The sequence below is a fragment of the Kribbella sp. NPDC051586 genome, from assembly GCF_044453965.1.
Classification (GTDB): Bacteria; Actinomycetota; Actinomycetes; order Propionibacteriales; family Kribbellaceae; genus Kribbella.
In genome coordinates, this window is sequence record NZ_JBITDF010000001.1 from 1,056,671 (window position 1) to 1,069,086 (window position 12,416).

Here is a 12,416-nt window from a genome sequence, read left to right on the forward strand (position 1 = left end):
CGCAGTCCCGTGCGCGCGTCCTGTGGACAACCCCCTCCACCACCTTGAGCATCCACCAACCACTTCGCGCGACGCGAGATGGTTGGTGCGTGCCCAAAGAGCGCGCGGCCCGGGCTCGGAGCGAGCTCGGGTCGCGCGAGGGCGTGCGGGGGTGCGGGGGGTCAGCCCTTGAGGGCGCCGGCCATCAGGCCGCCGATGAACCAGCGGCCGAGCAGGATGTAGACGATCAGCGTCGGGAACGACGTGATCAGGGCGCCCGCCATGCTGGCGGCGTAGTCGACCTTCTGGCCGCCGGCCAGCGCGGCCAGGCCCAAGGTGACCGGGCCGTTGTTCTGCTGGGTCAGGAACAGCGCGAACAGGAAGTCGTTCCAGACCGAGGTGAACTGCCAGATCAACGTCACCACGAAGCCGGAGATCGAGATCGGCAGGATGATCCGCAGGTACGTCTGGACCAGCCCGGCGCCGTCCACCCGGGCCGACTCGATGATCTCGTTCGGCACGATCGTGGCGTAGTAGTTGCGGAAGATCAGCGTGCAGATCGGGATGCCGTAGATGCAGTGCGCGATGATCAGCGTCGGCACGCCCCGGGTCACGTCCAGCTCGGTGAACGTCGTACGCAGCGGCAGCATCACCGCCTGGTACGGGATGAACATCCCGAACAGGATGAACGCGAACACGATGTTCGCGCCCGGGAACCGCCAGCGGGCCAGCACGAATCCGTTGGCCGACCCGATCAGCGACGAGATGATCGCGGCCGGGATCGCCAGCGACAGCGACCGGATCATGTACGGCTGGAGGACGTCCCACGCCTTGCGCCAGGGCTCCAGCGTCCAGGTCTTCGGCAGGCTCCACTGCGAGGCCGCGGTGGTGTCGCCGGAGGTCTTGAAGCTGGTGATCAGTACGACGTACACCGGGATCAGCACGAACAGCAGGAACAACAGCAGCAGGAGATAGCGGATGGTCCGGCTGCGCCGGGTCGTGCCGTCGGCAGTTGCACCGCGGCGCGGCTTCTGGCGGATCGCTGCGGCAGTGTGGCCGGTCGCGGCCTCGACGGCGGTCATTGCTCGTTCTCCTGCCGGACGGTCCACGCGAGGTACGGGATGACGAGTACGGCGACGACCGCGAGCATGACGATCCCGATCGCGGACGCCTTGGCCAGATCACTGCGTAACAGGGTGTTCCACATCAGGATGGCCGGCACCTCGGTGCGGAACTGGTTCGGCCCGGTGATCGCGTAGATCAGGTCGAACAGCTTCAGCGAGATATGGCCGAGGATGATCAGCGCGGACAGCGCGATCGGCGACAGTTGCGGGAACAGCACGTGCCGGTAGAGCTTGAACTCCGACGCACCGTCGACCCGGGCCGCCTCGCGCAGCTCCGGCGGGATCCCCCGGAAGCCGGCCAGGAACAGCGCCATGATGTAGCCCGACATCTGCCAGACCGCGGGGAGCGCGATGGACGCCATCGTCGTCCATCGACTGCCCGCGGTCCACCAGGGATTCTCCAGGAAATGCAGGTGGAGGATCTCGAACAACCGGTTCAGTCCCCGCGCGTCCTCGCCCTGGGACGGGTTCAGCAACCAGCCCCAGACGACGCCCGAGGCGATCATCGAGATCGCCATCGGGAACAGGTAGACCGACCGGAAGACCGACTCGCCGGGCACGCCCTTCTCCAGCAGCAGTGCCCAGATCAGCCCGAAGATCAGCGTGCCCACGATGAACGCCACCGTGAGCACGCCGAGGTTCTTCAGCGAGTTGAGGAACCGCTCCTCAGTGAACAGGTTCCCGTAGTTCTCGAACCCGACGTACGACGCAGGGCCCTTACGGCCGGTGTGCCGATCCGTCAGCGAGGTGTTGAAGGACCACGCGATCAGCCCGTAGACGAAGTACCCGAGCAGCAGCACGGTCGGCAGCAGCACCAGGGCACCGGGTCCCCAGGTGCGGATTCTTCCGTGCACGCTCAGTCCTCCGTCTCGCAGCGGTTCCGCAACTCGACCCGCATCAGCTCGTCTTCATCGCGGTGCCGAGCGCCGACTGCAGCTTGGCGACGTCCTGGCTTCCGCTGAACTGGCTCAGGGCGGACAGGATGTCGTTGTTCTGCCCCAGCGTGCACGCGGCACCGTGGGCGCAGGACGGCACGATCTTGTCCTTCTTCCAGTCCGCCATCGCCGACTGCTGGTACTTCGGGTAGTCGGCCGGGTCGGCGTCCGAGCGGGCCGGGATCGAGCCCTTCTTCGTGTTGAACGCCTTCTGGCCGTCGGCCGAGCCGACCGTCTTCAGCCAGCACTTCGTGCCGTCGGGGTCCGGGCCGTTGGTCGGCAGCACGAACGAGTCCGACAGGAACTGGAAGTTGCCCGCCGTGCCCGGCGCCGGCCAGTAGGTGTACGCCGTGTCCGGCACCTTGTCGGCCAGTTGCTGCGCGGCGACCCAGTCACCCATCACGAAGTACGCCGCCTGGCCCTTGTTCAGGTACCCCAGCGCGTCCGGCCAGTCGACGGCCTCGCGGTCGGTGTTGGTGTAGGACAGCAGCTTCTTGTACTTGTTCAGCGCAGCGGTCACGTTCGCGCCGGCCCAGTCGGTCTTGCCGTCCCACAGGCCCTTGAAACTGTCCGGTCCGAGCTCGGCCAGCAGTACGACCTCCATCACCATCTCCTGGGCGAAGCCCTTGGAGATGGCCAGCGGCGCCTTCACGCCGGCGGCCTTCAGCTTGTCCATGTCGGCAATCCACGCGTCCACGCTGGCGGGCGCCGTTGCAGCGTCCAGGCTCGCCTTCTTCATCACGGCCGGGTTCGTCCAGACCATGTTGGCGCGGTGCACGTTGGCGGGGATCGAGTAGATCTTGCCGTCGATGGTCAGGTTGTCGATCAGGTTCTGCGGGAAGGCCTTGTCCAGGCCGAACTCCTTGTACAGATCACTGATGTCGTCGACCTGGCCGGCGTTGATGTAGTCGCTCAGCTCGGCACCCGCGTGCGCCTGGAAGGTGGACGGCGGCTTGCCGGCCTGCAGGTCGTTGGCGAGCACCTGCTTGGCGTTCGAACCGGCACCACCGGCAACGGCCGAGTTGACGAACTTGTAGTCCTTGCAGTCGTTCTTGAACACCGACACCATGCCGTCCAGGCCGGCCTTCTCCCCACCATCGGCCCACCAGGTGAAGACAGTGACGTCCTTGGTCGCGGACGAGTTGCCCCCGCCGCCGCCGCTGTCGTCGCTGTTACCGCAGGCGCTCACCGCGAGAAGACCCGCCGCACCCACCAGCGCCAGGGTCTTACTCAGACCACCACGCATGATTCACTCTCCGATCAGTTGATGGAGCCGCCTGTGACAACGATGCCCCCTTGACGGCCCAACTCTGGGACGGTTACCGGCGGGTGTCAACGTTCCGCGCAGTCGCGTTGCGCAGCCGTGACCCCGCGCACCTCGACAGTGTGAGAGCGCGCACATTCATCGCAGGACAGGGCACTGTGCGCAGTCGGGTTGCGCATAATCAGGGCCGCAGCAGCACCTTGATCGCACGGCGCTCGTGCATCGCGACGTACCCGTCGGCCACGTCGGCCAGCGGGATCTGCGAGTCGAACACCTTGCCGGGGTCGATCTCGCCGGCCAGGACGTCGGCCATCAGGTCCGTCAGGTACGCCCGGCACGGCGCGCCGCCGCCCTTCAGCCCGACATTGCGGCTGAACATCGTCCCGATCGGCACCTCGACCCCGTGCGGTACGCCGACGAAGCCGACCGTGGCCCCGGCCCGGGCGACGTCGACCGCGGTCGTCATCGACTGTGCGGTGCCGACACACTCCAGTACGGCGTCGGCCCCGACGCCCTTGGTGAGTTCGAGTACGGCGTCCCGCGCCGCGTCGCCGCGTTCGGAAATGATGTCCGTGGCACCGAATTCCTTCGCCAGTTTCTGCCGGGGCTCATGCCGCGACAAGGCAACGATCCGCTCGGCGCCCATCCGCGAGGCCGCGAGTACGCCGCACAGGCCGACCGCGCCGTCGCCCACGACAACGACCGTGTCGCCGGCTTTGACCCGCGCCGAGCGTGCCGCATGCCAGCCGGTGCCCATCACGTCGGACAACGTGAGCAGGGACGGCACCAGTGAGTCGTCCGGCACCTCGGGTGTCGCGACCAGCGTGCCGTCGGCGTACGGAAGCTTCACGTACTCGCCCTGGCCGCCGTCCGCCTTGCCCTGGCCGTAGCCGACGATGTTCTGGCAGGCGGTCTGGTAGCCGGCCAGGCAGTTCGGGCAGGTGCCGTCGCTCACCACGAACGGCGCGACCACGAAGTCGCCCGGCTTGACCGTGCGGACCTCCGAGCCGATCTCCTCGACGATGCCGACGAACTCGTGCCCGATCGGCCGCGGCTTCTTCACCGGGGGCTCGCCGCGGTACGGCCAGAGGTCGGAGCCACAGATGCATGAGGCAACGACCTTGACGACCGCATCACCCGGCCCCTCGATCTTCGGGTCCGGAAGCTCTTCCAGCCGTACGTCGAACGGCGCATGGATCACTGTGGCACGCATACGGCCCACATTAGATCGTCGTGTACCGGCCGCGTCGATGGACCAGCGTAGGGAGCTCTTCGCCGCTGAACTCCACGTGGACGATCTCCAGCTGCACGTGGAGGCCCCAGCCGATCTCGGGCGGGTCCTGGTCGACCAGCGTGCAGCCGGCCCAGGTGCTGACGCCGACCGGCGCCGGTCCCCAGGCGGTGTCCGTCCAGTCGATCAACCGGAACGGTCCGCCCGGGGCCGGGGCGACGTACCCGAACGCGTCGGCCAGCTGCATGTGCGGCTCGCCGAGCAGCGAGACGACCGCGGTCCTTGCCTCCCGCAACGTTTCCCACAGGTCCGAGTCCGGGTCGATCAGCCCGATCACGTACCCGGGCTCACCGTCGGCCACAAGCATCGACGACACCGTGAGCCCGGCCCGTTTCCCGTCGTACGCCGTCGTCCACAGCCCGACCGGCGACGGCAACCGCCCGCGAAACCGCCGCACCGGACTCCGCTCGGACTCCGGCGGAAGGAACGGATGGTCGCCGTGGATGGTCATGGGGCCTCCCGGCCTGGACTGAGGAGCGCAGGGAGCGAAGCGACCGGAGCGACGAGGGAAGGCCGGGAGTCACAGCCCCATGACCCGCCGCGACGGAGTCGCGGCATATGTACTGTCACTTGGCCACGGTAACTCGCTCGGGCAGGGTGAACTTGTCGATGGGGTGCAGGGTGAGGCCGCTGGAGCCGCGGACGGTCTCGATCTCGCCGTTGGCGTCGAAGGTGAAGCGGTACGACTCGCCGTACGAGCCGTAGCCGTTGCCGCCGGTGACCCGCAGCGTGTCGCCGTCGGCTTCGAGCTCCTGGGGCTCTTCGGCCGGGTTCGCTCCGGACGGGTCGGTCGCGTACAGGCGGCCGCCGAGCAGGATGAAGTCGGTCACGCCCCAGAGGTTCGCGAAGCGGCCGGTGAATCGGCCCAGACCCGCTTCTTCGACCCGGTCCTTGGAGTCGGCCAGGTCCAGCAGCCGCAGGAGGCCCTCGGCGAGCTGCGACGCGGGACCGTCGATCGCGTTGGTCAGCGCCGACACCACGAGTCGGCGTTCGGAGTCGACCAGGGTCCTGGTGATGTGGCCCGGGTACCCGCCGCCGTGGCCGAACACGTCCCGGTCACCCACCTTCGTCACCGAGAGACCGAGGCCGTACCGCGCCTTGTCGTCCGCGCCCGTGGTCCACAACGGGTGCTGCATCTCGCGCTTCGACTTGTCCGAGAGCAGCCGGTCGTCGCCGGGCAGATGCGCGGAGAAATACGTCACCAGGTCGCGCGCGTTGCCGAAGAATCCGGTCGCCGACGCCAGCGCCCGGGTGTCGACATGCTCGATCGGGACCCGCCGGTCGGCGTACGCCAGCGCGCTGTAGCCCACGGCGTACTCCGTCAGCCGCGCCGGGTCCAGCTCCGGACCGAGCCCGGCGAGGCCGAGCTTGTCCACGATCGCGGTCTGGACGTAGGTGTTGTACGGCGTACCGGACGCCGCCTCGATGACGAGACCGAGCAGGCCGTAGCCGATGTTCGAGTACTTGAAACGGTCGTTCTCGGGGATCACCACCGACGCCTCGCGTCGCAGTACCTCGAGCAGCTCGCCGCGGTCCGGGAAGCTGGTGGACAACTGCCACCAGTCCGCGTCGAGTCCGTCCCGGGTGATGCCGCCGGCGTGCGCCAGCAGCTCCCGGACGGTCCGCTGGCCCAGCGGCGTACCGACGATCTCGGTGACGTGCTGCTCCGCCTTGTCGTCCAGCCGCAGCCGGCCCTGCTCGACCAGCTGGAGGACGGCCGTCCCGGTGAAGGTCTTCGAGTGCGACGCGATCCGGAACAGGTGCTGCTCGGTCAGCGGTACGTCGTTCTCCACGTCCGCCAGCCCGTAGGCCGCCGAGAACGCGATCGCGTCCTCGGCGTACACCGCGACCTGGATGCCAGGCACCCGCTGATAGCGCTGGTTGAACCCCAGCCAGCTGTCGTAGTAGGCGAGTGCTTCGCTCAGGCTTTCGGTCACGGTCGGTCTCCTGGACTGGCGGCGGATGGAGGTGTGTCAGTCATACCTTCCGCATCAGGGTCCGCTCAACGACGCTTGGGCAGCAACTTCAGTAGGGCGAGTCCGGCGAACAACAGTGCGAACCCGGCCACCATCAAGGCGAGGGTCTGGGTCGCCGCGCCGGCCCCCGTGGCCAGCGCGACGGTCCCCCCAGTTCCACCCCAGATCCCCCGTGCCACCAGTTGTTACGCTCTCAACTAACCGAGAGTATCGGGACTGGGGTGCGAAAACGCAAGACGTAGCGCTGAGTTGTTTTTTAACGTCAATCTCACCCTGTGTGCACGGCTACTGTCACCCAACGTGGCGGCGTGACTGGATCACCCGGAAGCGGCTCGCGACATACGCGCCGTCGGTGTACGTCGCGTTCGCGGCCGGGTTCGCGCCGGTGCCGTGGAAGTCGCTGAAGGCGGCGGACTGGTTCACGAAGACCTGGCCGGTGAGGTTCTCCGACAGGGCGACGCCCGCGTCGAGGGCGGCGTCGCGAGCCTCGTCGAGGACCTTGGGGTCGGTGGAGTAGATGCCGGCGGTCATCGCGCCGTCCTCGGTCACGGTCGACTTGAAGAGATCGATCGACTGGGCGGTATCCGCGGTCCGGACCAGGAACGACACCGGCCCGAAGCACTCCCGCCCGTAGACGTCGGCGTCCTCGGCGTCGATCGCCACCAGCAGCGGCGTCCGTACGACGGCATCCGGGAACGCCGGGTGCTCGATCGCGCGGGACTCCAGCACCACGTCGCCGTACTCCGGAGCGAGCTCGAGGCGACTGATCACGGCCTGGTTGACGATGCCGCCGAGGATCTCGACCGCGCGGGCGTCGTCGCCGAGCAGCTTGCTGATCGCGGTCGCGATGCCCTGACCGACCTCGTCGAAGGACTTGTGCCCCTCGTCGGTCTCGATCCCGCCGGCCGGGACGAACAGGTTCTGGGTGGTGGTGCACATCTGGCCGGAGTACAGGGAGAGCGTGAAGGCCAGGTTGTTGCACAGCGCCTTGAAGGAGTCGGTGGAGTCGACGATGACCGCGTTGACGCCGGCCTTCTCCGTGAAGACGGTCGCCTGGGTCGCGTTCTGCTCGAGCCACTCGCCGAACTCACTGCCGCCGGTGAAGTCGATCAGCTTCACCTCGGGCCGCTGAGCCAGCGGCCTGGCCAGGCCGTCGCCGGCCCGCTCGGTGGCCAGGGTCACGAGGTTCGGGTCGAAGCCGGCCTCGGCCAGCACCTCGCGGCAGGCGTCGACGGTGATCGCCAGCGGCAGGACGGCGAGCGGGTGCGGCTTCACGACGACCGCGTTGCCGGTGACCAGGGAGGCGAACAGGCCGGGCCAGGAGTTCCAGGTCGGGAAGGTGTTGCAGCCGATCACCAGCGCGACGCCGCGTCCGGTGACGGTGAACGTCTTCTCCATCCGGATCGGGTCGCCCTTGGCCGGCTTCTCCCAGGTCGCGGTGGCCGGGTAGCGGTGCATCTCCTCGTGTGCGTACGCGACCGCCTCCAGCGCCCGGTCCAGCGCATGCGCGCCGCCGGCCTGGAACGCCATCACGAACGCCTGCCCGCTGGTGTGCTGGACCGCGTTGGCGAGCTCGAACACGCGCTTGTGCAGCCGGTCGAGGATCTCCAGCACCACGCCGGTCCGCCCGTCGATCCCGGCCCGGCGCCAGTCCGCCAGACCCTGCTGGGCCCCGGTGAGCAGCTCGTCCAGACCGTCCTCGACGACCCGCGGGTACGAGACGTCCATCGAGATCCCGAACGGCGACTGCTCGGTGACGACCGTGCCGCGCGCACCGGGGATGTCCAGGGCGTACGTCGTACCGAGGTGGGCCTCGAACGCCGCCTTGCCGTCGGCTGCCGCGTTCTCGCCGTACACCCGTGGGCTCGGCGACTCAGGGAAGGCGGAGTGGTAGCCGCGGCTGCGGATCGCGGTCAGAGCCGCGTCGAGTCGGTCACGATGAGCGGCGAGCAGATCGGTCATGACTGCGATGTTACAGTCGTGGGCGCAACCGGGACTAGAGTGTCATAAACCTTCTTCTCGATGGGGCAGGTCGGATGGACTTGGCAGCCAGGGTGGCCGCGGCGATGTGGGCGGAGGACACCGCCAGCGCCGGGCTCGGCATGCGGCTGGTGGCGGTCGGCGAGGGTACGGCGCGGCTCGAGATGACCGTGCGCGACGACATGGTCAACGGGCACGGGATCGCGCATGGTGGATTCGTGTTCAGTCTGGCCGACTCGGCGTTCGCGTTCGCCTGCAACTCGCGCAACCAGGTGACGGTCGCGCAGGCCTGCGACATCGTGTTCGTCGCCCCGGCCCGGCGCGGGGACCTGCTGGTCGCCGAGGCCCACGAGCGGACCGCCTTCGGCCGGAACGCGATCTACGACGTCACGGTCACCCGCGGCGCCGAGGTGATCGCCGAGTTCCGCGGCCGCAGCCGCCAACTGTCCGGGACGATCGTTGAGGAGCAGTCATGACCCGTGAAGCGTTCTTGGTGGACGGCGTCCGGACGCCGATCGGGCGCTACGGCGGTGCGCTCGCCGGCATCCGGCCGGACGACCTCGCGGCGAACGTGATCTCGTCGCTGCTGAACCGGACCGCCCTCGACCCGGCGCTGATCGACGACGTGATCCTCGGCTGCGCGAACCAGGCCGGCGAGGACAACCGGAACGTGGCCCGGATGGCCGTGCTGCTGTCCGGCCTGCCCGACTCGGTGCCCGGTACGACGATCAACCGGCTGTGCGGATCCGGCCTGGACGCGGTCGCCTACGCGGCCCGCTCGATCATTGCCGGGGACAACGACATCGTGGTGGCCGGTGGGGTCGAGTCGATGTCGCGGGCGCCATTTGTGATGCCCAAGGCAACGACCGCGTTCTCGCGGCAGGCGGAGATCTTCGACACCACGATCGGGTGGCGGTTCGTGAACCCGGCCCTGAGGGAGCAGTACGGGATCGACTCCATGCCGGAGACGGCGGAGAACGTCGCGGCGGAGTTCTCGATCTCCCGTGAGGACCAGGACCTGTTCGCGTTGCGGTCCCAGCAGCGGGCCGCGAAGGCACAGGCCAATGGCCGGTTGGCGGAGGAGATCGTCTCGGTCGACGTACCGGGTAAGCGTGGTGCGGTGACGGTGGTCGACACCGACGAGCATCCGCGGGAGACGTCACTCGAAGCGCTGGCGAGTCTGAAGACGCCGTTCCGATCAGCCGGGACGGTCACGGCAGGCAACGCGTCGGGCGTGAACGACGGGGCCGCCGCCTTGCTGGTGATGAGCGGCGAGGCTGTCGAGCAGTCCGGGGCGACGCCGCTGGCCCGGATCGTGGGTACGTCGGCGGCCGGCGTACCGCCCCGGATCATGGGGATCGGGCCGGCGCCCGCGACGCGGAAGCTGCTCGATCGCACCGGCGTCGCGTTGTCCGACATCGAGGTGATCGAGTTGAACGAGGCGTTCGCGTCCCAGTCCCTCGCCGTACTGCGGCAACTCGGACTGCCCGACGACGCCGAGCACGTCAACCCGAACGGCGGCGCCATCGCCCTCGGCCACCCGCTGGGGATGTCCGGCGCCCGCCTCGCTCTCACCGCGGCCATGGAGCTTCGCCACCGCGACGCCCGGTACGCACTGGCCACCATGTGCATCGGCGTCGGACAGGGCATCGCGACCCTTCTCACTCGTCCCTAGGGGTTCTTCATGCTCGGTGAGGCTTGTCCTTCGGAGTTGCGCGACGCGGGCGAACGGCTGTCCGTCGACGAGCTCCGGTCCCGGCAGTTGTCGTTGCTACAGGCAACCGTACGGCGCGCGTACGAGAACGTGCCGCACTACCGGACGGCGCTGGACGGTGCCGGTTTCAAGCCCGGAGACCTTCAGTCGCTCGAGGATCTGAGCCGGCTGCCGTTCACCGCGAAGAAGGACCTGCGGGACAACTACCCGTTCGGGATGTTCGCCGTACCGCGGTCCGAGGTGGCGCGGGTGCATGCCTCGTCCGGTACGACGGGGCGCCCGACGGTGGTTGGCTACACCAAGCGGGACCTCGACAACTGGGCCGACCTGATGGCGCGGTCGATCCGGGCGGCGGGCGGTCGTGCGGGCGATGTGTGTCATGTTGCCTACGGCTACGGTCTGTTCACCGGCGGGCTCGGCGCGCACTACGGAGCCGAGCGGCTCGGGTGCACCGTCGTACCCGTGTCCGGCGGCATGACCGAGCGGCAGGTGGACCTGATCCGCGACTTCGGCGCGCGGATCATCATGGTCACCCCGTCGTACTTCCTCTCGATCGTCGACGAGATGTCCGCCCGCGGCCTCGATCCACGCGACACCTCGCTGCGGATCGGGATCTTCGGCGCCGAGCCGTGGACCGAGGCGATGCGCACCGAGGTCGAGGAGCGGACCGGGATCCACGCGGTCGACATCTACGGCCTGTCCGAGGTGATGGGGCCGGGCGTGGCGCAGGAATGCGTCGAGACCAAGGACGGCCTGCACATCTGGGAGGACCACTTCTACCCGGAGATCATCGACCCGGTCACCGGCGAGGTACTTCCCGACGGCTCCGAAGGCGAACTGGTCTTCACCACGCTGACCAAGGAAGCCTTCCCCGTACTGCGCTATCGCACCCGCGACCTGACCCGGTTGCTACCCGGCACCGCCCGCCCCGGAATGCGCCGGATGGAGAAGATCACCGGCCGTACCGACGACATGATGATCGTCCGCGGCGTCAACGTCTTCCCGACCCAGATCGAAGAACAGATCCTCCTGGTCGACGGCCTCACTCCCCACTACCTCTGCGTCCTCACCCGCCCCGGCCGCCTGGACGAACTGACCGTCCAGGTAGAAGCTGCCCCCGACCTGTCCGACCACACCACCGCCGCCACCACCCTCGCCCACCGCATCAAGGACCGAGTAGGCGTAACCGCGGCGGTGGAAGTCCTGCCCCCACACGCCCTCGAACGCTCCCTGGGCAAGGCGAAACGCATCCGCGACGATCGCACCTAAAGCAGGGACTCGGCCTGGGTTTCCAGGTGGCGGGTCTTGCGGAAGGCGGGTGGGCGGATGTGGGGACGGACGAGGGCCTCGACCTCGAAGTCGTCGAGGTTGAACTTCGCGGCGATCTCGCGGTACGACGCACCGGTGCGGACCTCGCCGATCACATCCTCGACGCGGACCTCGGAGCCGTCGACCAGCGGCTGGCCGTAGGCGCGTTCCGGGTCCACGATCACGTCGATGTCGTGGTAGATGACGAGCCGGAGCATTGCGGCGTACCCGTCGTCGGACCAGCCGATCGCGGCCGAGCCACGCCGGAGTACGCCGGGGAAGCCGCCCTGGCTGTCGCGGATGCGCTCCCATCCGGCCTCGCGGCCCTCGTTCGAGATCTCGATGAGCAGGTCGCGCCCGTCGTATGCCAGGCCGGACCAGGCGAGCGGGTAGTGCCGGCCGGCCCGGGAGCGGAGGGCGACCGCGGCCTCGCCGATCGCCTGCAGCGACAGACCGGAGCGGCGCAGGTGCCGCAGCATGTGAGTCTCGACCAGCCCGGCGAAGGTGATCGTCGGTTCACCCCGGCTCGCGGTGCCGGCCTCGAGCGCACCCGAGCGCAACCAGTCGCCGAGCGTGGTGGCGGGCAGTCCGAGGTGGAGCGCGACCTCGGCACGGGTGTAGAGCGGCAGGTCGAATCGTGGGTCCACGTCTCACCTCATCGCGCGGTGCGGGCGCTGTGCTGATCCCGAGCATGCCATCCGCGGATCGCACCTTGGGCACCCACCGACCGTTTCGCGGCCGGAAATGTGGTTGCCGGGTGCACAAGGCGGGGGTGTACGGTGCTGCTGCCGGTGGACGACACCGCCGGCGGCGGAGAGGAGGTGAGCGCGATGTCGAGTCCGACT

12 protein-coding genes are annotated in these 12,416 nt (G+C 68.5%); 3 read left to right on the top strand and 9 right to left on the bottom strand.

Features of this window, described 5'->3' with window-relative positions:
- Positions 1-161: 161 nt before the first annotated feature.
- The 8 genes from ACIA58_RS05175 to paaN all read right to left on the bottom strand — a co-directional run bounded on the left by ACIA58_RS05175 (position 162) and on the right by paaN (position 8,531).
- Entirely contained in the window at positions 162-1,061 is a 900-nt protein-coding gene (locus tag ACIA58_RS05175; RefSeq protein WP_396402307.1) for a carbohydrate ABC transporter permease, read from the bottom strand.
- Positions 1,058-1,957, bottom strand: coding sequence for a carbohydrate ABC transporter permease (locus tag ACIA58_RS05180; RefSeq protein ID WP_130442823.1), 900 nt, complete (start codon positions 1,955-1,957; stop codon positions 1,058-1,060). Before ACIA58_RS05180 ends, ACIA58_RS05175 begins: the two co-directional genes overlap by 4 nt.
- 43 nt (positions 1,958-2,000) lie before the next feature.
- Positions 2,001-3,284, bottom strand: a complete 1,284-nt coding sequence (locus tag ACIA58_RS05185; RefSeq protein WP_396402308.1) for an ABC transporter substrate-binding protein — start codon at positions 3,282-3,284, stop codon at positions 2,001-2,003.
- Between the two features lie 199 nt (positions 3,285-3,483).
- Positions 3,484-4,515: a zinc-dependent alcohol dehydrogenase family protein gene (locus ACIA58_RS05190; RefSeq protein ID WP_396402309.1), complete on the bottom strand. Its 1,032-nt coding sequence runs from the start codon at positions 4,513-4,515 to the stop codon at positions 3,484-3,486.
- Between the two features lie 10 nt (positions 4,516-4,525).
- Positions 4,526-5,044 (bottom strand): flavin reductase family protein, encoded by a 519-nt coding sequence (locus ACIA58_RS05195; protein WP_396402310.1) that lies wholly within the window; start codon positions 5,042-5,044, stop codon positions 4,526-4,528.
- Positions 5,045-5,159: 115 nt separating this feature from the next.
- The gene (locus tag ACIA58_RS05200) at positions 5,160-6,530 is read right to left on the bottom strand and encodes a serine hydrolase domain-containing protein (RefSeq protein WP_396402311.1); all 1,371 of its coding nucleotides are present in this window, start codon (positions 6,528-6,530) and stop codon (positions 5,160-5,162) included.
- A gap of 65 nt (positions 6,531-6,595) precedes the next feature.
- On the bottom strand, positions 6,596-6,748 hold the full coding sequence (locus tag ACIA58_RS05205; RefSeq protein ID WP_396402312.1) for a hypothetical protein: 153 nt from the start codon (positions 6,746-6,748) through the stop codon (positions 6,596-6,598).
- A gap of 112 nt (positions 6,749-6,860) precedes the next feature.
- On the bottom strand, positions 6,861-8,531 hold the full coding sequence (gene paaN / locus ACIA58_RS05210; RefSeq protein WP_396402313.1) for a phenylacetic acid degradation protein PaaN: 1,671 nt from the start codon (positions 8,529-8,531) through the stop codon (positions 6,861-6,863).
- Between the two features lie 74 nt (positions 8,532-8,605).
- Here paaN and paaI point away from each other — a divergent pair, with 74 nt between their 5' ends.
- The 3 genes from paaI to paaK are packed head-to-tail and all read left to right on the top strand — an operon-like array spanning position 8,606 to position 11,532.
- A complete protein-coding gene (paaI, locus tag ACIA58_RS05215) occupies positions 8,606-9,025 on the top strand; it encodes a hydroxyphenylacetyl-CoA thioesterase PaaI (RefSeq protein ID WP_396402314.1) in 420 nt (139 codons plus the stop codon).
- Positions 9,022-10,224: a 3-oxoadipyl-CoA thiolase gene (pcaF, locus tag ACIA58_RS05220; protein WP_396402315.1), complete on the top strand. Its 1,203-nt coding sequence runs from the start codon at positions 9,022-9,024 to the stop codon at positions 10,222-10,224. Before paaI ends, pcaF begins: the two co-directional genes overlap by 4 nt.
- Before the next feature lie 9 nt (positions 10,225-10,233).
- Positions 10,234-11,532 carry a phenylacetate--CoA ligase PaaK gene (gene paaK / locus ACIA58_RS05225; RefSeq protein WP_396402316.1) on the top strand — a complete coding sequence of 433 codons (1,299 nt, stop codon included), beginning with the start codon at positions 10,234-10,236 and terminating at the stop codon, positions 11,530-11,532.
- Here the strand turns inward: paaK and ACIA58_RS05230 are convergent.
- A complete protein-coding gene (locus tag ACIA58_RS05230) occupies positions 11,529-12,218 on the bottom strand; it encodes a DUF433 domain-containing protein (protein WP_396402317.1) in 690 nt (229 codons plus the stop codon). The genes paaK and ACIA58_RS05230 overlap by 4 nt on opposite strands.
- Positions 12,219-12,416: the final 198 nt, after the last annotated feature.

Excerpts from the sequence above, each read along its gene's own strand:
- ACIA58_RS05175 (WP_396402307.1), bottom strand. The coding sequence starts at position 1,061 with ATGACCGCCGTCGAGGCCGCGACCGGCCACACTGCCGCAGCGATCCGC.
- ACIA58_RS05185 (WP_396402308.1), bottom strand. The coding sequence starts at position 3,284 with ATGCGTGGTGGTCTGAGTAAGACCCTGGCGCTGGTGGGTGCGGCGGGT.
- ACIA58_RS05190 (WP_396402309.1), bottom strand. The coding sequence starts at position 4,515 with ATGCGTGCCACAGTGATCCATGCGCCGTTCGACGTACGGCTGGAAGAG.
- ACIA58_RS05195 (WP_396402310.1), bottom strand. The coding sequence starts at position 5,044 with ATGACCATCCACGGCGACCATCCGTTCCTTCCGCCGGAGTCCGAGCGG.
- paaN (WP_396402313.1), bottom strand. The coding sequence starts at position 8,531 with ATGACCGATCTGCTCGCCGCTCATCGTGACCGACTCGACGCGGCTCTG.
- paaI (WP_396402314.1), top strand. The coding sequence starts at position 8,606 with ATGGACTTGGCAGCCAGGGTGGCCGCGGCGATGTGGGCGGAGGACACC.
- pcaF (WP_396402315.1), top strand. The coding sequence starts at position 9,022 with ATGACCCGTGAAGCGTTCTTGGTGGACGGCGTCCGGACGCCGATCGGG.
- paaK (WP_396402316.1), top strand. The coding sequence starts at position 10,234 with ATGCTCGGTGAGGCTTGTCCTTCGGAGTTGCGCGACGCGGGCGAACGG.